Below are 23739 nucleotides of genomic sequence, written 5' to 3' on the forward strand. Positions count from 1 at the left end.
CAGACGCCGGATTTGTCCCCTTCAGATTGCCGGAACTACCATTGATATGAGAAATCGAGCAGTTGGACCAATCTGAGAGGTGATCCCTATCAGTGAACCGCTCCCGACCATAGCCCAGCTGCGGGCGTTCCTGGCCGTGGCCGAGCATCTGCACTTCAGGGAGGCCGCTACGGCCCTCCGCATGAGCCAGCCCGCCCTGTCCAGCGCGGTCGCCGCTCTGGAGGAGACCCTGCAGACCCGGCTGCTGGAGCGGACCACCAGGAAGGTGCTGCTCACACCCGCCGGCAGGCGGGTGAGCGTGCACGCGGCACGAGTCCTCGCCGATCTCGACGACCTGGTCGCCGATGTCGCCCGGACGCGGGAGCCGTTCAGCGGGCCGACCCACCTGGGCGTCATCCCGACCGTGGCACCCTACCTGCTGCCGCTGCTGCTGCCGATGTTCGCCGGGCGTTTCCCCCGCCTGAAGCTGATCGTCCAGGAGGCCAAGACCGAGACGCTCCTGGCGGAGGTGCGCGAGGGCCGGCTGGACATGGCGGTGCTCGCGCTGCCGACGGACGTGACCGGCCTGGCCGAGGAACCCCTCTATGACGAGGACTTCCTGCTCGCCCTGCCCTGCGATCACCCGCTTGCGCGAGACGACGCGCCGCTGAGCCGGGACGCACTGCAGGGGCTGGACATCGTGCTGCTCAACCAGGGTCACTGCCTGCGCGAGCAGGCCATCGACGTGTGCCGCGAGGTGGGCGCGCGGACCACGATGACGACGTACGCCACCAGCCTGCCGACACTGATCCAACTCGTCTCCGGCGGTCTCGGCGTGACGCTCATCCCCGAGCTGGCGGCCCACGCGGAGATCGGTAAACCCCTCGGGCTGGCGCTGCGCCACTTCGAGCGGCCGCCCGGCCGCCGGATCGGCCTGACCTACCGCGCCACCTCTCCCAGGGACGGGGAGTACGGCGAGCTCGCGGCCGCCATCCGTCTGGCGATCCAGGCCGAGCGTCTGCCGGTCCGCATCGTCGGGGAGGTCGTCACCGAGGACGCCGACTGCGCGGCGTTGCCGCACGAGAGTTCCTTTACAAGGTAGATCCGCTGCTGAGATGGCGCAGGCGGGTGACGGCCTCGGCGATGACCTCGTCCTTCTTGCAGAACGCGAACCTCAGGAAGTGCCGGCCGCGGGAGACGTTGTCATAGAAGGCCTGGGTGGGGATGGCGACGACCCCGGCGAGCTCGGGCAGCCGCCGGGCCAGTTCCAGTCCGTCGTCGAAACCGAGCGGCCGGATGTCGGTCTGCACGAAATAGGTGCCGGCCGGGCGGAGCACCCCGAAGCCGGCCGTCTCCAGCCCGGCGATCAGCCGGTCGCGCTTGGCCTGCAGATCGGCCCGCAGGCCGTTGACCCAGTCCATCTCCTCGCGCAGGCCGTACGCGACCGCGAGCTGCCAGGGGGCGGCGGCGGTGAAGGTGAGGAACTGCTTGACCGCCTGCACAGCGGCGACCAGCGGCGCCGGGGCGCAGATCCAGCCGGTCTTCCAGCCCGTCACGCTGAACGACTTGCCCGCCGATGAAATCATGACGGTCCGCTCGCGCATGCCGGGCAGCGTGGCGAGCGGGACGTGCTCGACACCGTCGAAGGTCAGGTGCTCATAGACCTCGTCGCTGATCGCGACCAGGTCGCGTTCCCGGCAGACCTCGGCGATGGCCTCCAGTTCCTGCCGGTTGAACACCGTTCCCGTCGGGTTGTGCGGTGAGTTGACCAGGACCGCCCGGGTACGCGGGCCGACCGCCGCCGCCAGTTCCGCCGGGTCGAACGTGAACCGCCCGGCGTCCACGCGCAGCGTCACAGGCCGGCGTACGGCTCCCGCCAGCGCGACCGCGGCGGCGTAGGAGTCGTAGTAGGGCTCGAAGACGATCACCTCGTCCCCCGGCTCGCACAGGGCGAGCACGGCGGCGGCGATCGCCTCGGTGGCCCCGACCGTGACCAGCACCTCCCCGTCGGGGTCGTAGGCCAGGCCGTACCACTTCTCGCGGTGCTCGGCGACCGCCCGGCGCAGCTCGGGGACGCCGGGGCCGGGCGGGTACTGGTTGAACCCGTCGCGGACGGCCTCCACTGCGCGTTCCAGCATCCGCGCGGGTCCGTCGGTGTCCGGGAAACCCTGGCCGAGGTTGATCGAACCGGTCTCCACGGCCAGCTTGGTCATCGTCGCGAAGACGGTCGTGCCGAACTCGCGCATCCGTCGTACCAGCGGCTCGCTCACGCGGGCCAGCGTAGCGGGCGGCACCGACGAACCGGCACACTGTTGAGCGTGACGCGCGTAGCCCTCTGCCAGATCCCGGTCGTCCACGAGCCGAAGACGAACCTCGAGACCGCCCGCGACGCCCTCGCCCGCGCCGCCGAGCAGGGCGCGGAGCTGGCCGTGTTCCCCGAGGCGACGCTGACCCGGTTCGGCGGCGGCGTGACCGAGACCGCCGAGCCGCTGGACGGGCCGTTCGTGTCTGGGCTCGCCGACGCGGCGCGCGAACACGGCATCGCGGTCATCGCGGGCGTTTTCGAGCCGTCGGGGGACGGCAGGGTCTTCAACACGGCCGTCGCCCTCGACGCCGGTGGCCGGCTCGCCGCGGCCTACCGGAAGATCCACCTGTTCGACTCGTTCGGCGCCCGCGAGTCCGAGCTGGTCGCGCCCGGGGACGTCCCGGCCGTGGTCGAGCTGGCCGGGCTGCGGATCGGCCTGATCACCTGCTACGACGTGCGCTTCCCGGAACTGGCGCGCGCGCTGGTCGACCGGGGCGCCGACGCGTTCGCGGTCATCGCCGCCTGGGGCAGCGGGCCCATGAAGGAGGAGCACTGGGTCACCCTGGTCAGGGCCAGGGCCATCGAGAACACCACGTGGACGATCGCGGTCGGCCAGGCGCCCACCCCCTCGGCCAGGGACGGGTTCGGCGTGGGCCGCAGCATGCTGGTCGACCCGATGGGGGTCGTACGGCACGACCTCGGCCCCGGCCACGCCGTACAGGTCGGGGAGATCGACCCCGCGGTCACAGCGAGCACGCGGGCGGCCCTTCCGTGTCTGGACCACCGGAAGCTCAACAAATCGTAAACTGATCCCCATGAGTGAGCCAGAAGGCCGGAACCGGATGCTGAAGGTGATCTCACCGAGGCTGCTCGTGCCGTACCTGTCGGGCCGACGGACGATCATCTCGGGGTACGTCTACCGCGAGCAGGACTGCGCGCGCCTCACCAGCCTGGCCGCCCTCGTCGAGGCGCTCGACCTGGGCTTCGACGGTTCGGAGCTGACCCCGGAAGTGCCCGAGTTGTACGTCATGCGTTGGTGTGCGCGGGACATCGACACCTACGTCGTGCCGTACGGCGAGCAGATGGGCGGGGATTGGAGCGATGCACCGCCGTTCACGGGCAACGGATTCACCACCTCGCGCGAGCACGTGGTGCCGCAGTTCCACACGATGCCGATGCCGATCCCGGCAGAAGCCGAGATCGTGCACCTGACCGGCTCCGGGGAGCGCCGGTTCGCCGACTACGACGGGCTCACCTGGCGGCCGGCCGCATGACCGAGAACGAGCGGACCGAACCCGCGGGGCTGGGCTTCATCGCCGGCTACCGGAACCGGACCTTCGCCGCGGCGATCGGGCCCGGCGGCGACGATGTGGCACTGTTCAGCGAATCGGCGGAGGACGGCTTCACCCGCGCCGGGAGTTACTGGCGGCTGCGGGTGCACCGGGCCGAGCTGGAGTCGCTGACCCTGCTGCGCACGGTCGGCGCGTTCGGCGGGGAGCCGTGCCTGGTGCTCGACGAGGACGACGGCGACGGTGAGGGCGAGGAGGGCGGCCTGCACATCGCCTACCTCGGGCACAGCGGCACCCGGGCCGAGAACCTCGGCTACTGGCTCATCGACCACGGGGCCTACGAGGTCGTGGTGCCACGCGAGGAGGTCCAGGCGATCCGCGTCGAACGCGTACCCGTGCCGACGACGCCGGCGAGCGGCGATCAAGAACTGGGTGACGAGCCCAGCGATCGGTAGCGGGCGAACCGGGCGGCGAGGCGCTCCCGCGCCGGCTGCCCGAGCAGACCGATGATCTCGTATTCGAGCGTCCTGGCCACCCGGCGGCAGAACTCCTCCGGCTCGACGGCCGCATCCGGGCATTCCGGAACAATCCGGTCGACGATGCCGTCTCGCTCGAGGTCGGCCGCCCGCACGCCCTGGGCCTCGGCGATCCGCGGGGCGAAGTCCGTGGTCCGATGCATGATCGCCGAGGCGCCCTCGGGCGGGAGCGGGGACAGCCAGCCGTGCTGCGCGCAGACGACCCGGTCGGCGGGCAGCAGGGCCAGGGCGGCGCCGCCCGCGCCCTCCCCGAGCAGGAGGCAGACCGTGGGCGCTTCGAGCATGACCAGGTCGGCCAGCGAGCGGGCGATCTCGGCGGCCAGGCCCCCCTCCTCGGCCGCCTTCGACAGCGCCGCACCCGGCGTGTCGATGACCGTCACCAGCGGGAGGCCCAGCTCGGCGGCCAGGCGCATGCCGCGCCGGGCGACCCGCAGCCCGGCCGGGCCGAGCGGGCCCGCCACGCGCTGGCGCCCCCAGTCCTGGCCGAGCACGACGGCCGGAGCCGTACCGAACCGGGCGAGCGCGAGCAGCAGGCCGGGGTCCTCCTCGCCGGTCCCGGTGCCGTGCAGCGGGGTGACGTCGTGGGCGGCGAGCTTGAGCAGGGCCCGCACCCCGGGCCGGTCGTCGCGGCGCGACCGGGTGATCGCCTCCCAGGCCGGCACGTCGGCGTCCGCCTCCTCCGGCTCCGGGCCCCGATCCAGCTCGCTTGTGGGCGCGCAGAGCACGGCGAGCGCCCGGATGGCGACCTCGCGGGCGTCCTCCGCCGACACCACCGCGTCCACGAGGCCGTTGGCGAACAGGTTCTCCGCGACCTGCACGCCCTCGGGGAACGGGTACCCGTACAGCGCCTCGAACACCCGAGGCCCGAGGAAGCCGATCAGCGCACCGGGCTCGGCGGCCGTGACGTGGCCGAGCGAGCCCCACGAGGCGAACACCCCGCCGGTGGTCGGGTGGCGCAGATACACGACGTACGGCAGGCCGGCGGCGCGGTGGGCGGCCACCGCCGCGGTGATCTTCACCATCTGGGCGAAGGCCAGCGCGCCCTCCTGCATGCGGGTGCCGCCGCTGGCCGGCGCGGCCAGCAGCGGCAGCCGTGCGGCGGTGGCCCGCTCGACGGCCCTGACCAGCCGTTCGGCCGCCACCACCCCGATCGAGCCGGCCAGGAAGGAGAACTCGCAGGCCACGATCGCGACCCGGCGGCCGCACAGCGTCCCCTCTCCAGTGATCACCGATTCGTCGTATCCGGTCCTGTCCCGGGCGGCCGCCAGTTCCTTCGCGTACGGCGAGCCGGGGGCGGCCCGGTCCACGGGCGGCTCATCCCACGACCGCCACGAACCGGCGTCGAGAACCCGGGAGATCAGCGTGCGGGCGTCCGGCCGATTCCCCCTTTCCGTACGGTTCATCCGCTCTGGCCGATTCACTCCCTGCGACCTTCCTCCGTCTGCTCCCGCTCGCGCAGCCAGTCGAGCACGGTGTCGTTGTCCTGGCCCAGGGCGGGAGGCGGCGTGTGACGATGAGAGTCCTCGCGATTGGACCCTTCCGGGGTCTCGAAGCCGTCCGGGGTCTCGAAGCGCAGTGGCGGGCCGGGAAGCTCGATCGGGCCGAGGACCGGATGGTCGACGGTGACCAGCAGGCCCTGGGAACGGACCTGCTCCCAGGCGTACACCTCGTCGATCGACCGGATCGCGCCCGCCGGCACGCCCAGCTCGCCGAGTGCGGCCAGCCAGTGCGCCCGGCCGTGCACCGTCAGCGCCTTCTCCATGTCCGCGATCAACTCGTCCCGATACGCGAACCGATCCCGGTTCGTCGCATATTTCGTGATTTCAGGGTCGATGTCCAACAGCGTGGCCACCTTGCGCCACTGCCCCTCGTTGGCCACCGCGATCTGGATCATCCCGTCGGCGCAGCGGAAGGCTCCGTACGGGGCGATCGACGCGTGATGGTTGCCGCCCGCCCCGGGCACCCTGCCGCCGACCGTCCAGGCCGTGCCGTGATAGGAGTGCACCCCGACCACGGAGGCGAGCAGCGACGTCCGCACGACCCTGCCCCGTCCCGTCCGCTCGCGCTCGTACAACGCGGCGACCACGCCGTAGGCGCCGTGGATGCCGGCCAGCAGGTCGGCGATCGAGGCGCCCACCCGGTACGGCTCGTCTGGCGACGGCCCGGTCAGCGACATCAGCCCCGCCTCCCCCTGGGCGATCTGGTCGTACCCCGGCCGGCCGCCCTCCGGGCCGTCATGACCGAAGCCCGTGATCGACAAGATCACCAGGCGCGGGTTCAGCTCGTGCAGCCGCCGGCACGACAGACCCAGGCGGTCCAGCACCCCCGTACGGAAGTTCTCGATCAGCACATCGCTCTGCCGGACCAGCCGCTCGATCAGCTCACGCCCCTCATCGGACTTCATGTCGACCGTGATGGACCGCTTGTTACGGTTGGCCGCAAGGAAATAGGTGGAAATTTCGTGATCGGGGCCGACGAACGGCGGCCCCCACCCCCGCGACTCGTCCCCCGACGGATGCTCCACCTTGATCACATGGGCGCCCAGGTCCCCGAGCATCTGCGCCCCGTGCGGCCCGGCCAGCGCCCGGGAAAGATCCAGAACGACGATGCCGCTGAGGGGTCCCTGCACGATTCAGCCTCCAGAGTGTCGCGCCACGGAGAGCCCGTTCCGGCCTCCATGTCACAGCCTGGCAGGTCACCCGCGGGCTCGACAGCCCCGCGACGTGCCAAGGAACCCCCAGCGTTTTGGTTGGATGTGGACGCCCGCGCCCCTTCCCTCAGGTCTCAGGCTCAGCGCCTGTGCCGCTGTTCCCGCCACTGGTCCACGAAATGGCGCAGCCGCTGCCGCGTGTGCGGGTCGCGGGTCATCGTCCTGGCCTTGTCACGGGTCTGGCGGCCCGACTGGCTGTTCAGGTAGTTCCTGATCCGCTCCATAATCGACGGCATCTGTCGTCACCCCCCGTACGCCGGACTGTTTACCGGCTTATCCGGATACGGTTACCCACCGTCGCCAAGGTCAATCACTCACGCGGCCTAATTTGCCCTCGTTTGTCGAGGCCTCGGCAAGCGAATAGTGATGAAGCGCCTGCACAGCGTAACGATGCCTGCCATGCTTGGGGCACCAATCGGTCATTCGAAAAGGGGGCGATGATGGCCGCGCGCCACTACTTTGCCAGGACCGAAGACGGCTACCACGTCGACGATCCCTCCCATGTGGCGCTCGTCGTGTTGATCAACGAGTTGAACCACGTGGACAATACCTTCATCACCATCCAGCCGGCCATCGGTGATCCCGGCTGGCACGCGTCGGTGTCCCTGCGCGAGGACGACACCTACGAGGTCGTGTGCCGGGACGACCTACGACAGGACCACCGGATCAGCTCCCTGACCGACCCCGGCCGCGTCGCCGACGACCTGTCCAGTTGGCTGGCCGGCTGCGTCGCCGACACGACCCCCTGACCGTTCGCCATCAATGGCTGGTCTACCGGGAGGTCAAGCCCAGCCGCCCAGGCTGGAGGCGGCCGCCCGGGAAACCTTGTCGGGAGTGGCGCGGAGCTCGGCCTCGAGTTCGGTGAGTAGGTGCTGCACGGCTGTTTTGACGCGTGCTCGGCGGCCGCTCACTTCCTCGCCAAAGGTGCGTGCGGTCGGTCCCACCCACACCGGTTGCCCGCCGAACTGCGCGCATGCCCGGTCCAGGGCCGTCTCCAGCATCTGGGCGTGCTCCTGAACGGCCGCGAGCGCAGCCCGCAGGTCCTGGTACCTCGGGTTGGGCACACGATCGTCGTCGAGGGGCACTGTCGGACTCCTGGCGCTGTGAAAGTGTCGAAAGGGGTGTGAATTACAGGGTGGCACGGCGGTTCTTCTTGCGATTATGTGGGCGGAAGACGGTTCCGGCCAGACATTGGAGACGAAGACGATGCCCGTCATGCCCCATCGTGTACGGCTTCACATCGCCGCCGTCGCGGTCCTGACCCTACTCGCAGCAAGTGCCTGCACCTCGGATGAAAGCCCCACGGCAGCCAAAGCCGGACAGGCCATCAAAAAGCATATCCTTCAGCTACTCAAGGAACGAAACGCTCAGAACGTCACGATCACCGACCCTGGCGGCAAGAACATCCCCTGCGGTGACGACAAAGCCAAGCAAACGTTTGCCGCCAGGGCGACGGATGCCGACCCCCAAGCACAACCTCAAATTATTAAGGATACTCTGGTCGCCGCGCTCCGCCGAGTGGCGCCGTACGAAATAATCTCGGATAAATTTGATGCCAGGCCGATCGAGCTGAGAAACGCTGAAGAAGCTACAGTTCTGTTCCTCGGATCCCCAGGCGAGGGCCGTATCGATGTCCGAGGGGAGACGCGATGCCTGACGGCAGATTGAATTTAATCATCAAATTCGAGTGCTCGACTTCGGGCACGGGACTTCCGTCCATCGAACACGTCTGAGAGTTCGCTTGTTCTCTCTCCTATCGTGTTTCTGTCTCTGCTTCCCTGACCGTTGGTTATGAACCATTGGTCGAGGGCGCGGAGGCCGGGGTTGCCGGATTTGGCGATGTCTCCGAAGGGGCGGAGTCGGCCGTTGGCGTCGGCGATGGCGGCGCCGGGTGGGCAGTCGGCCTGGTAGTCGCGGGGGGTGACCTTGGCGGGGAACCCGGCGTCCATCAACGCTTGGGCGATGGCATGCTGACGGCCGAGCGTTTCCGCCTCATCGGTACGGCGGATCTCCTCCATCTTCGACGGCGACTCGTCTTCATAAGTGTCGTAAGCGGACCATCCGGAGCTCAGAGCGGTCCAGAAGATGGCGCCACCCATACCGGGAACGGCGAGACCGCCGACCCCCAGGGCCGTGCCGAATCCGAAGCTCCACGCGTCACCGGCGTCGTCGGCGGCTTGGTCGATCGGCCGCCCCAGCGCTTCAGCTGCGGCCAACTCGAAGCCGCGGACGTTGCCCAGCGCGGCGAAAACATCGTCCAACTGCTTGGCATCCCCGCTCTTCAGCACGGCGGGCGCACTCTGATCGATCAGGCGTCGGGCGAGATCGCCCATGACCACCTCGAACGGGCGCAGGCTCGCAGGCGAGCCAGCGAAGGTCTTGACGAACCGAAAGGTGTCCTCCGGGCTCAACCGGAACGCCGGTTTCAGCCCCGGCACCCGCGAATCCACGGCCCCGAACTGACTGGGCAGCAACTGGTTGGCGTCGCCGAGATTGGCTCCCTCGGTCATCTCGGTCGCGTACGCGCCCGCGAGCTCGGCGAGGTGGACACGCGTCGGCGCCGCGAAGTCGAATCCAGAGGTCTGTGTCATGACCATGAACGCGAATCCTGCGGCGGCCTCGCTGTGTGCGCCGTCATGCTCGTCGTAAGCACCGGCCGCGGCCGCGAGCACCCGCCCGAAAGCGTCGGCAGAGGCGGCATCCACCGCGGCCCGATCATTCAGCGCCTTGAGGACAGTCACCAGATCAGGCCGTTGATCCGGCCTCCGGGTCACCGGGCTGCCCAGGTCCGGCAGCCTCGGCAGCGGGCTGTCCTGGGTCACCATGCTGATCGCCAGTCGCGCTGCGGCGGGATCGTTGCCCAGCGCTTTGAGGTACGGCGTGAGCGAAGCGCCGACCCGCGGTGGCCCAGAGGTCACCGATTCACCCAGCGGCAGGAATGCACGCGCGGCGACGACTTGGGCCAGCCACTCGGTGGGAAAACGCCCGGCCGACAGCAGGTCGCCAGCCCCTTCCGGTTCGTCCTCGACCTGGTGTTCCATGGCCTCGCGCACGGCGACGAAGCCGGCGACATCCGCACCGCCGCTGACCGCGGTGCCGAAGGCGCGGCTGACGGTCGCGACCGCCTCGTCTTCACTCTCCCCCAACCACCGCCGCAACTGGCCGGGAAGCTCCGTGCTCCGACGCGCGCCCAGTCTCGCGAAGAAGGCCGCGGCGAACTCCGGATCGTGCTCGTGCTCGGCGAGTACCGCCACGATCTTCCGGTACTCCTCGTTACCGTGCAGGTCCCAGAAACCATCGATCTCTGCGCAGGCCTGCGCCAGGTCCCGGCCCTGCCGCCGGGCCTCCTCCGGGGACAGCAGCCGTTTCTCGTCGTACGGCACCAGGCCAGCCGACCCGCCGAGCCCGGCGACCGCATCGGGTGACCAGCCAGGCAAACGGGCTGTGTGCACCGCCAGCGAATGCCGTCTGCGGAGCTCCGGCAACTGGTCGTCGATCCACCGCTCCACCTCACGAACAGCGGCGAGCGACGACGCCGGAACCCCGTGCGCGGCGAACACCCGGCCGATCACCTCGGCATGTTCCCCGATGACCTGTCGGGCACGCTCCAACTCCCCGACGAACCGGCCCATCAGCTCCGGAGTGATGCCCGAGAAGTCCGGTGAAAGCGGTCCCGTTCCCGGCGGCATGGATCCCACGCGCTGTCGCCCCCTTCACACGCCCGAGTTCCCAGATCACCAAAGTAACCCCGGGATGTCGGATGGCGGCGACGATTGGCCCTGGTGGAGCATCGAGCGCTTCCGCTTGAGCCCTGGCCCAGTTCCTGACTACGGCGTATGCGCCGGAGGTTCGATGACGAACCAGACGACGCAACGCGGACGCTCCTCGAAGAAACCCCACCGGCTGGAAAGGGCGCGCAGCAGGCGGAGGCCGTGTCCGGACTCGGGAAGGTCACCGTCTTGATGCCCGCGCACGCACGGAGACGTCTCCGCCCCGTCGTCGACGACTTCGACCTGCACGCAGTCATCTACGTCGAAGATGACCACGACCCCAATCGCGGCCGAACGGGTGTGGCGCACCGAGTTGGTGAACGTCTCCGACAGCAGCAGAACAGCGTCATCCAGGCAGGGGTGGTCGTCCAGGATCGTCCGCAGCCATCGCCGGGCCTGCGTCACGGCCTCTGCGGTAGCCGGGAATCCGGCCCTCTCCAAAAGTCGGGCGTGCGGAGCGTCGCTGATCGTCTCGTTGAGCATGCGGGATCTTTCGTGAGGTGTCATGAACACTGGGAATCGGGCACGGAGGACTGCAGTTGGTCGGCCGTTCGAAGATATACATCCAGACATCGCCACGTCTAGACATAGCCATGGGTTCGACTGGATGAACCTACGTCTAGACAGGGATGGTGACGATCGATCCGTACAGTGATATTCCGGCATATAAGCAACTCGCAGCGGGACTCCGGACAATGATCGACTCGGGCAGTCTCGCGCCCGGGCAACGCGTCCCCTCCGAGTCCGACCTTGTGCAGCGCTACGGAGTCGCGCGGGAAACGGCACGGAGGGCCATCGCGCTGCTCCGCGCCGAGGGTCTCATCCAGACGATCCAGGGACAGGGCTCGTTCGTCGCGGATCGGCAGGAAGCCGTCACCATGCGATTCCCGAGCGGAACGGAGGTCGCCGCCCGTATGCCCTCACCTGAGGAACGCCGCGCGTTCGGCGTTCCCGAGGGGGTTCCGATCTTCATCGTGCGCGACCCCGCGGGGCGGGAATCCAAGCTACGGGCCGACAGAAATGTGATTCTGTTCGCGGAAGAATGAATGCCCAACCGATACCCTCGGACGACGTCGGCCAAGATCGGAGCGGCTCAGATCGTGTCGACCTCCGCGTAGGGGAGGCCGCCGGAGAGGCGGGCATATCCGGGGCCGCGGTCGAAGAACGGGGTGTCCTCGGGCGCGGCCGCGCGCAACTCCGCCCGCAGCCGCTCGGTCGCCTCGGCGTCGATCCGCAGGTCGTCCCGCGGACCCGACAGCACGACGCCGTAGTCGTCGCGGGCGCCCTCCACCGACACCTTGCCGTCGCGGACGTCGGCCGCGACCCGTTCGGCCGGGCGGTCGTACGGCGAGCCCCAGCCGCCGCCCCCGGTGGTGCGGATCCTGACGATCTCTCCGGCCCGCACCGGGAAGTCGTCGACCAGGCCCTCCATCTCCACCCCGTTGACGGTGACGACGAAGGGCCGCCCGGCGTGGCCGCCGTTCACGCCCCAGCAGGACAGGATCGACCGGTCCGCGATCGACATGAATGACGCGTCCCGCAGCATGCGGATGTGCTTGTCGTAGCCGAGGCCGCCGCGGAACTCCCCCGGCCCGCCGCTGTCGACGGCCAGCCCCAGCCGCTCGACCCGCATCGGCCAACGTGCCTCGGCGAACTCGACCGGGATGTTCCGCGAGTCCGGCACGACGTGGATCGTGTCCTCACCGTCGGCGTACCACCGGCCGCCGGAGCCGCCGCCGAGCACCTCGCGCATCAGGTACGGACCGTCGTCGGAGGTTCCGTACACGCCGGTGTAGCGGATGGTCTCCTGGTCGGCCGGCATCCGGCCGCCGGTGGCCTTGGCCAGCACCCCGGCCAGCACGCCCAGCAGTCTGAGGATGACGAACGTGCGGGCGTTGGTCGGCGCCGGGAAGATCGGCGTGAGCAGTGTGCCCTTCTCCGGGAAGACCATCGTGATCAGCGGCACGACGCCCTCGTTGACGTCCAGCTCGGCCATCCGCTCGGGCGTGTCGGCGAGGTTGCGCAGGATCGGGGCGAGCCATTTCTTCAGGAAGACCCCGTCGGCGTAGTCGCCCGCGTGGTTGATCGGCCCCTTGGCCTGCGGCGAGGTGCCGGTGAAGTCGATGGTCAGCGGCGCTTGCGCGGAGTGGTCGACGGTCAGCGTGATCCGCTGGGTGTGCAGCCGCGGCTCGTCCACCCCGTCGTGCTCAGCGTAGTCCTCCCAGACGTGCACCCCTTCGGGGATCTTCGCCAGCAGCTCCCGGCGGAACGTCTCGGTGGTCTTGGAGATGATCGCGTCGAAGCAGCTCTCGACGGCCGCCCGGCCGTACCGGCCGAACAGCTCGCCGAGGCGGCGCGCCCCCATCAGGCAGGCCGAGCACTCCGCGTCGAGGTCGCCGGCGAGCGAGTCGGGCATCCGGGAGTTGCGCGTCATGATCGTCAGTGCGGCGCGGTTGGGCACGCCCCGGTCCCACAGCTTGATCGGGGGGACCATGAGGCCCTCCTCGAAGGCGCTGCGGGCGTGCGAGGGCATCGATCCCGGTACGGCGCCGCCGATGTCGTCGTGGTGGCCGAACGCCTGGACGAACGCCACGACCTGCCCGGCGTGGAACACCGGCACGGTGACGCACAGGTCGGGGAGGTGTCCGATGCCGCCCTCGGACAGGTAGACGTCGTTGTGGAAGAAGACGTCGCCCGGCCGCATCGTCTCGATCGGGAAGTCCCGCACGATCGGCTGCACCAGCGCCGAGTACGACCTGCCGGTCAGCTTGCGCAGCCGTACGTCATGGATGCCGGCCCGGAAGTCGTGCGCGTCGCGGATCATCGGCGACCTGGCGGTCCGCGCGATCGCGGTCTCCACCTCCGTCTCGACGGAGGCGAGCGTACCTTCGACGATCTCCACGAGGATCGGATCGACAATGCTCAACGGTCGCTCACCACCAGCAGGTTTCCGTAGTCGTCCATGGTCGCCGTGAAACCGGGATGCACCGGGAGGGTCGAGCCGTACTCCTCGATGACCGCGGGGCCGCGCACCACGGCGCCGGCGCCGAGGCCGGTGCGGCGGTAGACGACCGTGCGGCCCCACTGCTCGTAGTACACGTCTCGGGTGCACACCGGGCTGGGCTCATCCTCCTGGCGCGGCCGCCGGGCGATCGCGGGACGGGTGATCGGGCCGATGCCGGACACCCGGAGGTTGACCCATTCGACGGCGTGCCGGGGGTCGTCGCGGTAGCCGTACCCGTAGAGCCGCTCGTGCTCGGCGTGGAACCGCTCGGCGACCGCGGCGGCCCACGCCTCGTCCACCGGGCCGTCGGGGGCGGCCACCCTGACCTCGTACGCCTGGCCGAAGTACCGCAGATCGGCGCTGCGCGCGTACACGTGGTCGGCGAAGCCCTCGCGGTCGAGCGCGGCGGCGGCCTCGGCCTCCAGTTCGGTGAAGATCTCCCCCAAGGCGTCGGGCGAGGGGTCGCGCGACACGTGCGTACGGACATAGTCGTTCTTGACGTCGACCGTGAGCAGGCCGAACGCCGAGACGTTGCCCGGGTCGGGCGGGACGATCGCGGCGCGCAGGCCCAGGATGTCGATCAGCGAGCAGGCCAGCAGCGGCCCGGACCCGCCGAAGGCGACCATCGGGAAGTCCCGCACGTCGAGGCCGCGCTTGACGGTGATCTGGCGGATGGCGTTCGACTGGTTGAACGCGCTGATCTCCAGGATGCCGGTGGCGCAGCGCTCGGGGGTCAGGCCGAGCTTTCCCGCCAGCGCCTCGATGCCGGCGCGCGCGGCCGCGACATCGAGGGGGATCTCGCCGCCGAGCAGGTGCGGGGGCACCCGGCCGAGGTAGACGTGGGCATCGGTGACGGTGACCTCGGTGCCGCCCTTGCCGTAGCAGATCGGACCGGGGTCCGCGCCGGCCGATCTCGGCCCGACCTTGAGCGTCCCCTCGGGTGAGATCCACGCGATCGAACCGCCGCCGGCCCCGACCGTCACGATGTCGATCATGGGGATCTTGCACGGGTAGCGGCCGATCGTGCCCTCGGTGGTCAGGGACGGCTCGCCGTCGACGATCACCGCGACGTCGGTGGAGGTGCCGCCGCCGTCGAGCGTGATGGCCCCGGAATGACCGCCCACGCCGGCGATCAGCGCCGCGCCGAGGGCGCCGGCCGCCGGGCCGGACAGGACCGTGGTGATCGGCTGGTGCACGACCTCGGACGCCGACAGGATCCCGCCGTTGCTCTTCATGACCGAGAACCCGCGGCCGAGCCGCTGCGACAGGTTGGCGATGTACCGCCGCATGATCGGTTTCACGGCGGCGTCGACCAGCGTGGTGACCGACCGCTCGTACTCCCGGTACTCCCGCAGGACGTCGCTCGACAGCGACACGACGGCGTCGGGGTGCTCCCGCGTCAGGACCTCGCGCATCCGCCGCTCGTGCTCGGGGTTCGCGTAGGAATGCAGGAAGCACACCCCGATCGCGGTCACGCCGTTGTCCCTGAACCACCGGGCCGCCTCGACGGCCTGCGTCTCGTCGAACGGCCGGACCTCCCGGCCGAGGTGGTCGACGCGCCCGCCGACGGCCTTCACGCGGTGCGCAGGGACGATCCTCGGTGGTTTCACCCAGAAGTAGGAGTTGCCGTACCCGTCCGGCACGCTCTGCCTGGCGATCTCCAGGATGAGCTCGAAGCCCTCGGTGGTGACGAACCCGAGATCGGCGGTGCCGCGGTCCTCCAGGAGCTGGTTGGTGGCGACGGTCGTGCCGTGCACGATCGCGACTGTGGTGAACACTCGGGGCGCACCGAGGTCCACGTCGCCGCCGGTGCCGTCATGGGCCTCCAGCACCTTGTGCACGGCCGCCATGAACCCGTCGGCGGGATTGGCAGGAGTCGATGGGGTCTTGGTCGTGATGATCTGACCGGTCTCCTCGTCGACGAGGACCACGTCGGTGAACGTGCCTCCGGTGTCGACCCCGATACGGACGCTGCTGGGCATGCTCAGTGTCTACCTGTCCGGACCGATCCACAGAACCGGCGCACTCTGCCGAATAATCGCCATCTCGTCGTCACACCCTGCCACCGGGATTCCCTACCCGCGCCGCTGCCGTCCCAGCAGCCAGCCGATGACGGCGCTGCCGAGCGCGATCCCGGCGCCCATGCCGAACGCGGTGAGCACCGGCCACGCCGGGCCGCCCGTACGCGCCGGCGCGGCGGGCCGGGTGAAGACCTCCGGGCTCCCACCTGCGGCGGCCGACGCCGTTTCGGATTCGGCGGCGGACTCAGGGGCGGACTTGGCGGCCTGCCCGGACAGGAGGTGACGCTCGACGGCGGAGAAGAATTCTCCGGCGGTGCGCTTGGCCACCGAACCGAGCATGCGCTGGCCCACACCGCCGATCATGCCTCCGACCACGGCCTCCGCCTCGTAGTCGACGCGGGTGCCGCCCTCGGCTTCGCTGAGCCGTACCCGAACCGTGGCCTCGATGGTGCCCGGCGCGCCCTGGCCGCGGGCGCGCAGCACGAACCGCTCCGGCTCCTCCGGTTCTGCGAGGGACACCTCTCCCTGATAGACGCCCTTGAACGAGGCGACGCCCGCCGTCACCGTCATCTTGTAGACGTCCTCGCCCATCGCCTCCAGCCGCTCGCAGCCGGGGATCGTCCGTGCCAGGACGCCGGGGTCCTGGAGGGCGTCCCAGACCCGCTTGCGCTCCACTCCGAGCAGTGCACTGCCCACGACCTTCATGGCCACCTCCGATGCCGAGCACCTTAGACACTCACCGACATCGGCGAGAACGGCAACATCTGCTTACCCGACGGTTTGGGCCTCGTCAGGTCTCTTTCGGGAATGACGAGGATGCCCGGATGATCCGTTTGAGCCAAACTTGGGACAAGATGGCCGGTTATGAAGGGCAAACGACGACTGACCGGCCTGATCATAGGACTCACCTTCTCCGCCGGCTGCGGCGGCGGTGTCACGAGCGCGGGGTCACCGGGTTCGTCGGAGACGCCCGGCCCGTCGAGCACCCGGTCCCCCGCCGCGCCCCGTGTCTCGCCGCCACCGCGGACCGGACTCCCCCGGCCGGGCGAGGTGGCGCGGATCCCCGTGCCCGCGAACGGGGTGCCGGTGATCAGCAGCATCCCCACGAAGCGGAAGGTCGTCTTCCTGACCATCGACGACGGGTGGGAGCAGGATCCCGGGTTTCTGCGGCAGGTGCGCGACCAGCGCATCCCGATCACGGTGTTCGCCATGCGGGACGCCGTCGAGGCCAACGGCTCGCCCGACGCCGCCTCCGGAGGCGGCCGGTACGTGGGCGCCGGCGGGTGGGACTACTTCCGCGAACTGCGGGACGCCGGTGCGCCCATCGAAGGCCACACCCTCACCCATCCCAATTTGCGGGCCCTCGGCTACGAACGGCAGAAGGCGGAGATCTGCGGGATGAGCACCCTCATCCGCCGGGAGGTCGGACGGCGTCCCGCGCTGCTGCGGCCACCATTCGGCAATTACAACGCGGACACCACCCGGGCGGCCGCCACGTGCGGCATCAAGGCGATCATGATGTGGACCGCGACCGTCCAGCCGGAAGGAAAGATCGCCTATCAGGTGCCGGACAAGCGGCTGCGTCCGGGCGACATTCTGCTGCTGCACTTCCGGCCCAACCTGGCCAGGGACTTCCGCGTGCTGGTCAAGAAGATCAAGCGTCGCGGGTTTGAGATCGGCGACCTGGGCGCCTACCTGAAGGCGGCAGGAGTGCCCGTCTCCTGAGTCTCGTCCGCCCCGAGGCGTACGGCGGAATCAGCCGCGCGGGGGACGCGCGGGGCGCCGCCTTCCCCCGATCCTTCATCCTGCCGGACCGTCTACCGCGGTGCCCGGCACGCCGGGCAGGGGGAAGCGCGGGGGCGCCACCCGGCTGTGACGAAGATCGCACCTGCGGGACGAGCCAATGCTCTACGAATCGTAGTACTACTTATTGTAGGACTACAGACCGTAGAGCATCGCGAGAGGGGACATGGACGCGCTGGACCTGGCACGGTGGCAGTTCGGGGTCACCACCGTGTACCACTTTCTTTTCGTACCTCTGACGATCGGTCTCGGCGTGTTCGTCGCCACCATGCAGACCGCCTGGCACCGGACGGGCAAGGACCGCTACCTGACCCTCACCAGGTTCTTCGGGAAGCTCTTCCTGATCAACTTCGCGATGGGCGTGGTCACCGGGTTGGTGCAGGAGTTCCAGTTCGGGATGAACTGGAGCGAGTACTCCACCTTCGTGGGCGACGTCTTCGGGGCGCCGCTGGCGATGGAGGCGCTGCTCGCCTTCTTCCTGGAGTCGACGTTCCTCGGCCTGTGGATCTTCGGGTGGGACCGGCTGCCCAAGCGGGTGCACCTCGCCTGCCTGTGGGCCGCGGTCATCGGATCCAACCTGTCGGCCTACTTCATCCTCGCCGCCAACGCCTGGATGAAGCACCCGGTCGGCTACGAGGTGGTCGACGGCCGGGCCAGGATGACCGATCTGTGGGCCGTGCTGACCAACTCCACGGCGCTCGCCCAGGTGCCCCACGTGGTCGGCGCGGCGTTCGTCGTCGCCGGGGGTTTCGTCCTGGCGGTCAGCGGCTACCGGCTCCTGCGGGAACGCGGCAGCGGCGAGCGGCCCCACATGTGGCGGGCCGCCCTGCGCACCGCCCTGGTCATGACGGCGATCGCCGGTGTCGTGGTCGCGGCGAGCGGCGACCTGTCCGGGCGGTTGCTGCACGAGCAGCAGCCGATGAAGCTCGCCGCCGCCGAGGGGCTGCGGCACGACACGGCCGGCGCGTCGTTCAGCGTCGTGCCCGGTGTCGAGGTGCCCGGCATGCTCAGCCTGCTCGCGGCGCACGATCCGGCCGCCGTCGTGCAGGGTGTGGACGACGTCCAGGGACGATACGAGCAGGAGTTCGGCCCGGCCGACTACATGCCGAACCTCCCGGTGATCTACTGGTCGTTCCGGGTGATGATCGGCTTCGGCATGGCCACGGTCGGGCTGTCCGCCCTCGGACTGTGGCTCACCAGGCGCAGGCGTGGACACGGGCACGGCCGCGGGCGGCGCCGTACGGCACATGCGGTCCCCGACTGGTTCGCCCGCGCGTGTGTGCTGGCCCTCCCGCTGCCCACGCTGGCGGTCATCGCCGGCTGGCTGCTCAGCGAGATCGGCCGCCAGCCGTGGACCGTGCAGGGCGAGCTCATGACGGCGGCGAGCGTCTCGCCCGGCGTCAGCCTGACCGAGGTCGCGATCTCCCTCGCCGTCTTCACGGTCCTGTACGGCGTGCTCGCCGTCGCCGAGGGGGCGCTGCTCATGCGCCACATCAAGGCGGGTCCGGAGGATCGGCCCGGCGATCGCCCGGAGCGGCCCGTGCCCGCCCCCGCCGAGACCGAGCCGGGCAAGGCGCGGCTCACGCCCACGCTCATGTACTGAGGAGGAGCAGACCATGGTCACGTTCTGGTTCATAGTGATCGCGTTCCTCTGGACGGGCTACTTCGTCCTGGAGGGGTTCGACTTCGGGGTGGGCGCGCTGCTGCCGGTGCTGACACGCGCCGATGCCGAGCGCAGGCAGTTGCTCGGCACGATCGGGCCCGTCTGGGACGGCAACGAGGTGTGGCTGATCACTGCCGTCGGTGCGATGTTCGCCGCCTTCCCGGCCTGGTACTCGGGCCTGCTGAGCGGCTACTACCTGCCCTTCTTCCTGGTCGTCGCGGGTCTCATCACACGCGGGGTCGGCCTGGAGTGGCGGGGCAAGGTCGCCTCCCGGCGGGAGGTCGCCCTGTGCGACGCCGGCATCGTGACCGGCAGTGTGCTGCCCGCGTTCCTGTGGGGTGCGATCTTCGGCCACCTCGTGCGCGGCACCGCCGCCGCGACCGTCATCGGGGGCGCGCTGTCGCTGTCGGTCGCCGTGCTGCACGGCGCGGTGTTCCTCTCGCTCAAGACAGCGGGGCCGGTCCGTGCCCGTGCTCGGCGGTCCGCCCTGCTCGCCTCCGCCGGCGCGATCCCCCTGGCGGTGCTGGCACTGCCCGGCATCGCCGACGCGGCGCCGTCGACCTGGCTGTGGGGCGTCGCGCTCGCGGCGACGGCCGCGCTCGCCGTCGGTGTCGCACTGATCGCCCGGCGCCGTGAGGGCGCGGCCTTCACCGCCACGACCGCGTTCATCATGCTGTCCACGGCCACGCTCTTCAGCGCGCTGTGGCGGGCTCCCCTGCCCGGCCTGACCGTGGCCGAGGCCGCCTCGGCTCCCTACACACTGACCGTCCTCACCTGGATCGGCCTGCTCGCCCTGCCCGGCGTGCTCACCTACCAGGCCTGGACGTACTGGGTCTTCCGCAGGCGCCTCACCGTGTGAGGCGCAGGGCGTGGAGGTCTGAGGGGGAGATCGGCATCCGGTCGATGGGGATGCCCTCGGCGTCCTCGATCGCGGAGGCGATGACCGCCGAGACCGGGATGACCCCGGCCTCGCCGGCGCCCTTGATGCCCAGCGGGTTGAGCGGCGACGGCGTCTCCAGGTGAGCGGTCTCGATGCGGGGCACCTCGGTGGCGTACGGCATCAGGAAGTCCATGAACGACGCGTTGAGCAGCTGGCCGTGCTCGTCGTAGACCATCTTCTCGTAGAGCGCGCCGCCGACTCCCTGGGCCACGCCGCCGTGGATCTGCCCCTCGACGATCATCGGGTTGATCAGCCTGCCGCAGTCGTGGACGACGGCGTAGCGCAGGATCTCGATCTCGGCGGTCAGCGGGTCGGTCCGCACAATGGCCGCGTGCATGCCGCAGGCGAAGGTCGACCGGATCGGCGAGTAGTAGTCCTTGCCCTCCAGCCCCGGCTCCTGCCCCTCCTCGACGGGCGGCCGGTCCATCGACGACGCCCCGGCGAACTGCGTGGCCCGCTGGGCCTCCTCGTCGAAGGCGTACCTGAGCGGGTTGGACAGCACGGCGACGGTCGCCAGCGGGATCGACGCCGACGGCGCGCCGGCCACGTGGACGACCCCGTCGGTGATCTCCAGGTCGCGCGGGTCGGCCTCCAGGGCGTCGGACGCGATCCGCAGCGCCTTCTCGCGCACCTTCCGGCAGGCGAGCGCGATGGCGTTGCCGCTCATGACCGCGGCACGCGAGGCGAAGGTGCCCACGGCGTACCCGAACCGCCGGGTGTCGCCGGTGACCACCGACACCTTCTCGATCGGCACGCCGAGCTCGGTGGCGGCGATCTGGGCGAACACGGTCTCATGGCCCTGCCCCTGCGAGGTCAGTCCGGTCGACACGTGGACCCGGCCGTCGGAGGTGATCTGCACGTGGCCGCCCTCGTACGGTCCGACCCCGGTGCCCTCGACGTAGCAGCCCAGCCCGATGCCGATCGTGCGGCCCTCGGCGGCGGCCGCGGCCTTCATCTCCGGGAAGGAGTCCCAGCCGATCAGCTCCTTCAGCATGCGCAGCGCCTCGGGATAGTTCCCGCTGTCGTAGATCAGCGGCCGGCCGTCCTGGAAGATCAGGCCCTGGTCGTAGGGGAACTCGTCGGACTGGATGAAGTTCGCCGCGCGCACCTCGGTCCGGTCCAGGCCGAGATGCGCGGCGATCTTGTCCATCGTCCGCTCCATGCAGAACACGCCCTGCGGGCGCCCCGCGCCCCGGTACGGCGTGACCTGCACGGTGTTGGTGTAGATCGAGGAGAACTCCACCCGGTAGGCGCCGATCTTGTACGGCCCGAGCAGCTGGGTGGAGGTGATGATCGGCACGATGATTCCGTACGGCGTGTAGGCACCGTGGTCGTGCAGAATGTTCACGTCGAGGCCGAGGACGCGCCCGTCGTCGTCGAAGCCGACCCGGACGTACTGCACCTGGCCCCGCTCGTGGGCGGAGGAGACGAAGTGCTCCCGGCGATCCTCGGTCCACTTGACCTCGCCGCCGAGCAGCCGGGCCGCCCACGGGATCAGGACCTCCTCCGGCCACGGATGGACGATCTTCACGCCGAAGCCGCCGCCCACGTCCGGCGCGATTACCTCGACCTTGGGCAGCGGCAGTCCCAGCTTGGCCGCGATCGCCATCCGCACGCTGGTGGACGACTGTGTGGAGGAGTAGACGCGCAGCGACCGGTCGTCGGCGTCCCATCGGGCGTACACGCCCCTGCCCTCCAGCGGCATGCTGGCGCTACGCTCGACGTCCAGCCGGAACGCGAGCGTGTGCGGGGCGGTCTCGACGGCCTCGCGGGCCGACCTCCCGTCGGCCGACGGCACCTCCTGGACCAGGTGCGCCCCGACGTTGCCCGGCACGTCCTCGTGTACGAGGTGTACGGCCCGGGCCGCCTCCTCCACCCCGACCACCGGCTTGAGGATCTCGTAGTCGACGCGGATCAGCGAGCAGGCGTCCTCGGCCAGGTACCGGTCGCGGGCGACGACCATGACCACGGGCTCCCCGACATGCCGGACGATCTCGCGGGCGAGCGGACAGGCCGTGCGGCCGTGCGTCAGCGCGGGATGCGGGATCAGCAGCGGCAGCGGCTCGGCCAGCGCGCCCGGCAGGTCCTCCCAGGTGTAGATGGCGACCAGCCCGTCCACGTCGAGCGCCGCCGAGACGTCGATGTCCAGGATCCGGGCGTGCGCGTGCGGCGACCTGACGAAGGCGGCGGCGAGCGCGTCCGCGCCGAGGTCGTCGAGGTAGCGGCCCCGGCCGGTGATGAGCCGGGCGTCCTCGCGCCGCCGGATAGGCTCCCCGAACAGCTTCGTCGTCACCGGTCCGTCTCTCCGATCTCGGCCTGGATCTCCGCGGCGCGGTGGACCGCCTTGACGATGTTCTGGTAGCCGGTGCAGCGGCACAGGTTTCCGGAGATCGCCTCGACGACCTCCTCGTCGGTCGGTGCGGCGTTCTCCCGCAGGAAGGCCGTCACCGTGCACAGGAAGCCGGGGGTGCAGAAGCCGCACTGCAGGCCGTGGCACTCGGCGAAGGCCCGCTGCGCCGGCGACAACGTGCCGTCGGCGGCCGCCAGTCCCTCGACCGTGGTGATCTCGTGGCCGTCCGCGGTCGCCGCGAACATCAGGCACGAGCGGACCGGCTCGCCGTCGAGCAGCACCGTGCAGGCGCCGCAGACCCCGTGCTCGCAACCGACGTGCGTGCCGGTCAGGCCCAGATCGTGGCGCAGGCAGTCCGACAGCAGCCGCCGCGCGGGCACCGTCGCCTCCCGCACGACGCCGTTCACGGTCAGCGTGATCAGGTGATTCACGTCCCCTCCTCTCCGGCCGCTTCGACGGCGGCGCTGCGCAGCGCCCGTACGGCGAGCACGCCGGTGAGATGCCGGCGGTAGTCGGCGGTCGCGTGGATGTCCGCTTCCGGCTCGATCCGGTCCCGTACGGCGGCCGCCGCCGCGGCCCAGTCGGCGGACGCCGCCGGACGTCCCCCACATGCATCGGCGACGTCCACGACCACCGGGATCGGACCCACGCTGACGCAGGCGACCCGGGCCGCCACGATGCGGAAGTCCTCGTCCAGCGTCACCGCGGCCGCCACCCCCGCCATCGCGTAGTCGCCGTGCCGCCTTGCCACCTCGCAGAACGCGGTGCCCGACCGCGGCGGCAGCGCGGGGAAGAACGCGGAGACGGCGAGCTCCCCCGGTGCCGCGGCCGACTCCATCGGCCCGGTGAAGAACTCCGCCGCCGCCACCTCGCGCTCGCCGCCCCGGTGCGCGAGCCGTACGGAACCTCCGAGCAGGGCGAGGACCGCGGGCAGCTCGGCGGAGGGGTCGGCGTGTACGAGGCTGCCGACCACGGTTCCCCGGTTGCGGATCACCGGATGGGCGACCAGGCGCAGCGCCTGGCCCAGCAGCGGCTGGACGGCCGCGGCCGGGGCGGACCGCTCGACGGCCGCGTGCCGGGCCAGTGCGCCCACGCGGACCCCGCCGGGTCCGGCCTCGACCGTGGCCAGCCCTATGTCCGGTCCGGTCAGCCGGTTGATGTCGACGAGGTGCGCCGGCGCGGCCAACCGCATGTTGAGCAGCGGGATCAGGCTCTGGCCGCCCGCCAGGACCTTGCCGCCGTCCGGGCCGACCCGGGCGAGGACGTCGAGCGCCTCATCCAGGTCGGCCGGGGCGTGATAGTCGAACGGAGACGGTTTCACCGGCTCGGGACCCCCTGCTCGATCGGCCGGGGCTCGATCGGCCAGGGC

23 protein-coding genes are annotated in these 23739 nt (G+C 70.2%); 10 read left to right on the forward strand and 13 right to left on the reverse strand.

Annotated elements, in window-relative coordinates; translation table 11 throughout:
* Positions 1-79 precede the first annotated feature (79 nt).
* Complete coding sequence (locus tag ACFHYQ_RS14355; protein ID WP_394301626.1) at positions 80-1081, forward strand: LysR substrate-binding domain-containing protein; 1002 nt, start codon at positions 80-82, stop codon at positions 1079-1081.
* Here ACFHYQ_RS14355 and ACFHYQ_RS14360 read toward each other — a convergent pair.
* The gene (locus ACFHYQ_RS14360) at positions 1071-2249 is read right to left on the reverse strand and encodes a pyridoxal phosphate-dependent aminotransferase (protein WP_394301627.1); all 1179 of its coding nucleotides are present in this window, start codon (positions 2247-2249) and stop codon (positions 1071-1073) included. The genes ACFHYQ_RS14355 and ACFHYQ_RS14360 overlap by 11 nt on opposite strands.
* Positions 2250-2297: 48 nt before the next feature.
* Between ACFHYQ_RS14360 and ACFHYQ_RS14365 the strand changes: the two genes are divergently transcribed.
* From ACFHYQ_RS14365 to ACFHYQ_RS14375, 3 genes are read left to right on the forward strand one after another with little or no spacing between them, the layout of a single operon-like run.
* Positions 2298-3089 (forward strand): carbon-nitrogen hydrolase family protein, encoded by a 792-nt coding sequence (locus tag ACFHYQ_RS14365; RefSeq protein ID WP_394301628.1) that lies wholly within the window; start codon positions 2298-2300, stop codon positions 3087-3089.
* Positions 3090-3099: 10 nt separating this feature from the next.
* On the forward strand, positions 3100-3558 hold the full coding sequence (locus tag ACFHYQ_RS14370) for a hypothetical protein (RefSeq protein ID WP_394301629.1): 459 nt from the start codon (positions 3100-3102) through the stop codon (positions 3556-3558).
* Positions 3555-4028 carry a hypothetical protein gene (locus ACFHYQ_RS14375; protein WP_394301630.1) on the forward strand — a complete coding sequence of 158 codons (474 nt, stop codon included), beginning with the start codon at positions 3555-3557 and terminating at the stop codon, positions 4026-4028. Before ACFHYQ_RS14370 ends, ACFHYQ_RS14375 begins: the two co-directional genes overlap by 4 nt.
* Here the strand turns inward: ACFHYQ_RS14375 and ACFHYQ_RS14380 are convergent.
* The 3 genes from ACFHYQ_RS14380 to ACFHYQ_RS14390 all read right to left on the reverse strand — a co-directional run bounded on the left by ACFHYQ_RS14380 (position 3995) and on the right by ACFHYQ_RS14390 (position 7055).
* Complete coding sequence (locus ACFHYQ_RS14380; protein ID WP_394301738.1) at positions 3995-5512, reverse strand: carboxyl transferase domain-containing protein; 1518 nt, start codon at positions 5510-5512, stop codon at positions 3995-3997. The two genes, ACFHYQ_RS14375 and ACFHYQ_RS14380, sit on opposite strands and share 34 nt — an antisense overlap.
* A 14-nt stretch (positions 5513-5526) precedes the next feature.
* A complete protein-coding gene (locus tag ACFHYQ_RS14385; RefSeq protein WP_394301631.1) occupies positions 5527-6738 on the reverse strand; it encodes a CaiB/BaiF CoA transferase family protein in 1212 nt (403 codons plus the stop codon).
* A 161-nt stretch (positions 6739-6899) separates the two neighbouring features.
* On the reverse strand, positions 6900-7055 hold the full coding sequence (locus ACFHYQ_RS14390) for a hypothetical protein (RefSeq protein WP_204017158.1): 156 nt from the start codon (positions 7053-7055) through the stop codon (positions 6900-6902).
* A 201-nt stretch (positions 7056-7256) separates the two neighbouring features.
* Here ACFHYQ_RS14390 and ACFHYQ_RS14395 point away from each other — a divergent pair, with 201 nt between their 5' ends.
* A complete protein-coding gene (locus ACFHYQ_RS14395) occupies positions 7257-7568 on the forward strand; it encodes a hypothetical protein (RefSeq protein ID WP_394301632.1) in 312 nt (103 codons plus the stop codon).
* Positions 7569-7601: 33 nt separating this feature from the next.
* Here ACFHYQ_RS14395 and ACFHYQ_RS14400 read toward each other — a convergent pair whose 3' ends face one another.
* Positions 7602-7904, reverse strand: a complete 303-nt coding sequence (locus ACFHYQ_RS14400; RefSeq protein WP_394301633.1) for a hypothetical protein — start codon at positions 7902-7904, stop codon at positions 7602-7604.
* A 76-nt stretch (positions 7905-7980) separates the two neighbouring features.
* Between ACFHYQ_RS14400 and ACFHYQ_RS14405 the strand changes: the two genes are divergently transcribed.
* Positions 7981-8487, forward strand: coding sequence for a hypothetical protein (locus ACFHYQ_RS14405; RefSeq protein ID WP_394301634.1), 507 nt, complete (start codon positions 7981-7983; stop codon positions 8485-8487).
* Between the two features lie 2 nt (positions 8488-8489).
* Here the strand turns inward: ACFHYQ_RS14405 and ACFHYQ_RS14410 are convergent, their stop codons facing one another.
* Positions 8490-10517: a hypothetical protein gene (locus ACFHYQ_RS14410; RefSeq protein WP_394301635.1), complete on the reverse strand. Its 2028-nt coding sequence runs from the start codon at positions 10515-10517 to the stop codon at positions 8490-8492.
* A 129-nt stretch (positions 10518-10646) separates the two neighbouring features.
* On the reverse strand, positions 10647-11255 hold the full coding sequence (locus ACFHYQ_RS14415; RefSeq protein WP_394301636.1) for an ATP-binding protein: 609 nt from the start codon (positions 11253-11255) through the stop codon (positions 10647-10649).
* Between ACFHYQ_RS14415 and ACFHYQ_RS14420 the strand changes: the two genes are divergently transcribed.
* Positions 11222-11635, forward strand: coding sequence for a GntR family transcriptional regulator (locus ACFHYQ_RS14420; RefSeq protein ID WP_394301637.1), 414 nt, complete (start codon positions 11222-11224; stop codon positions 11633-11635). The genes ACFHYQ_RS14415 and ACFHYQ_RS14420 overlap by 34 nt on opposite strands.
* 47 nt (positions 11636-11682) lie before the next feature.
* On the opposite strand, the gene ACFHYQ_RS14425 is transcribed toward ACFHYQ_RS14420, so the two are convergent.
* The 3 genes from ACFHYQ_RS14425 to ACFHYQ_RS14435 form a co-directional block, all read right to left on the reverse strand.
* On the reverse strand, positions 11683-13515 hold the full coding sequence (locus tag ACFHYQ_RS14425) for a hydantoinase B/oxoprolinase family protein (RefSeq protein ID WP_394301638.1): 1833 nt from the start codon (positions 13513-13515) through the stop codon (positions 11683-11685).
* Positions 13512-15575 (reverse strand): hydantoinase/oxoprolinase family protein, encoded by a 2064-nt coding sequence (locus tag ACFHYQ_RS14430; RefSeq protein WP_394301639.1) that lies wholly within the window; start codon positions 15573-15575, stop codon positions 13512-13514. The genes ACFHYQ_RS14425 and ACFHYQ_RS14430 overlap by 4 nt, the downstream gene beginning before the upstream one ends.
* Before the next feature lie 93 nt (positions 15576-15668).
* Complete coding sequence (locus ACFHYQ_RS14435) at positions 15669-16319, reverse strand: SRPBCC family protein (RefSeq protein WP_394301640.1); 651 nt, start codon at positions 16317-16319, stop codon at positions 15669-15671.
* A gap of 159 nt (positions 16320-16478) precedes the next feature.
* Between ACFHYQ_RS14435 and ACFHYQ_RS14440 the strand changes: the two genes are divergently transcribed.
* From ACFHYQ_RS14440 to cydB, 3 genes are all read left to right on the forward strand, one after another.
* A complete protein-coding gene (locus ACFHYQ_RS14440) occupies positions 16479-17339 on the forward strand; it encodes a polysaccharide deacetylase family protein (RefSeq protein WP_394301641.1) in 861 nt (286 codons plus the stop codon).
* Between the two features lie 244 nt (positions 17340-17583).
* A complete protein-coding gene (locus tag ACFHYQ_RS14445; RefSeq protein ID WP_394301642.1) occupies positions 17584-19020 on the forward strand; it encodes a cytochrome ubiquinol oxidase subunit I in 1437 nt (478 codons plus the stop codon).
* 13 nt (positions 19021-19033) lie between these two features.
* Positions 19034-19939: a cytochrome d ubiquinol oxidase subunit II gene (cydB, locus tag ACFHYQ_RS14450; protein ID WP_394301643.1), complete on the forward strand. Its 906-nt coding sequence runs from the start codon at positions 19034-19036 to the stop codon at positions 19937-19939.
* Here the strand turns inward: cydB and cutA are convergent.
* The 3 genes from cutA to ACFHYQ_RS14465 are packed head-to-tail and all read right to left on the reverse strand — an operon-like array spanning position 19929 to position 23691.
* Positions 19929-22313 carry an aerobic carbon-monoxide dehydrogenase large subunit gene (gene cutA / locus ACFHYQ_RS14455; protein ID WP_394301644.1) on the reverse strand — a complete coding sequence of 795 codons (2385 nt, stop codon included), beginning with the start codon at positions 22311-22313 and terminating at the stop codon, positions 19929-19931. The two genes, cydB and cutA, sit on opposite strands and share 11 nt — an antisense overlap.
* Positions 22310-22801, reverse strand: a complete 492-nt coding sequence (locus tag ACFHYQ_RS14460; protein ID WP_394301645.1) for a (2Fe-2S)-binding protein — start codon at positions 22799-22801, stop codon at positions 22310-22312. The genes cutA and ACFHYQ_RS14460 overlap by 4 nt, the downstream gene beginning before the upstream one ends.
* Positions 22798-23691, reverse strand: a complete 894-nt coding sequence (locus tag ACFHYQ_RS14465; protein ID WP_394301646.1) for an FAD binding domain-containing protein — start codon at positions 23689-23691, stop codon at positions 22798-22800. The genes ACFHYQ_RS14460 and ACFHYQ_RS14465 overlap by 4 nt, the downstream gene beginning before the upstream one ends.
* Between the last annotated feature and the right edge of the window lie 48 nt (positions 23692-23739).

Origin of the sequence: Sphaerimonospora cavernae, from assembly GCF_042435035.1 — a bacterium.
Classification (GTDB): Bacteria; Actinomycetota; Actinomycetes; order Streptosporangiales; family Streptosporangiaceae; genus Sphaerimonospora; species Sphaerimonospora cavernae.

What these genes read in the sequence shown, in the direction of transcription:
- ACFHYQ_RS14390 (WP_204017158.1), bottom strand. Translation starts at nt 7,055, where the DNA reads ATGCCGTCGATTATGGAGCGGATCAGGAACTACCTGAACAGCCAGTCG.
- ACFHYQ_RS14445 (WP_394301642.1), top strand. Translation starts at nt 17,584, where the DNA reads ATGGACGCGCTGGACCTGGCACGGTGGCAGTTCGGGGTCACCACCGTG.
- ACFHYQ_RS14380 (WP_394301738.1), bottom strand. Translation starts at nt 5,512, where the DNA reads ATGAACCGTACGGAAAGGGGGAATCGGCCGGACGCCCGCACGCTGATC.
- ACFHYQ_RS14430 (WP_394301639.1), bottom strand. Translation starts at nt 15,575, where the DNA reads ATGCCCAGCAGCGTCCGTATCGGGGTCGACACCGGAGGCACGTTCACC.
- ACFHYQ_RS14405 (WP_394301634.1), top strand. Translation starts at nt 7,981, where the DNA reads ATGTGGGCGGAAGACGGTTCCGGCCAGACATTGGAGACGAAGACGATG.
- ACFHYQ_RS14375 (WP_394301630.1), top strand. Translation starts at nt 3,555, where the DNA reads ATGACCGAGAACGAGCGGACCGAACCCGCGGGGCTGGGCTTCATCGCC.
- ACFHYQ_RS14415 (WP_394301636.1), bottom strand. Translation starts at nt 11,255, where the DNA reads ATGCCGGAATATCACTGTACGGATCGATCGTCACCATCCCTGTCTAGA.
- ACFHYQ_RS14395 (WP_394301632.1), top strand. Translation starts at nt 7,257, where the DNA reads ATGATGGCCGCGCGCCACTACTTTGCCAGGACCGAAGACGGCTACCAC.
- ACFHYQ_RS14440 (WP_394301641.1), top strand. Translation starts at nt 16,479, where the DNA reads ATGAAGGGCAAACGACGACTGACCGGCCTGATCATAGGACTCACCTTC.
- ACFHYQ_RS14370 (WP_394301629.1), top strand. Translation starts at nt 3,100, where the DNA reads ATGAGTGAGCCAGAAGGCCGGAACCGGATGCTGAAGGTGATCTCACCG.
- ACFHYQ_RS14435 (WP_394301640.1), bottom strand. Translation starts at nt 16,319, where the DNA reads ATGAAGGTCGTGGGCAGTGCACTGCTCGGAGTGGAGCGCAAGCGGGTC.
- cydB (WP_394301643.1), top strand. Translation starts at nt 19,034, where the DNA reads ATGGTCACGTTCTGGTTCATAGTGATCGCGTTCCTCTGGACGGGCTAC.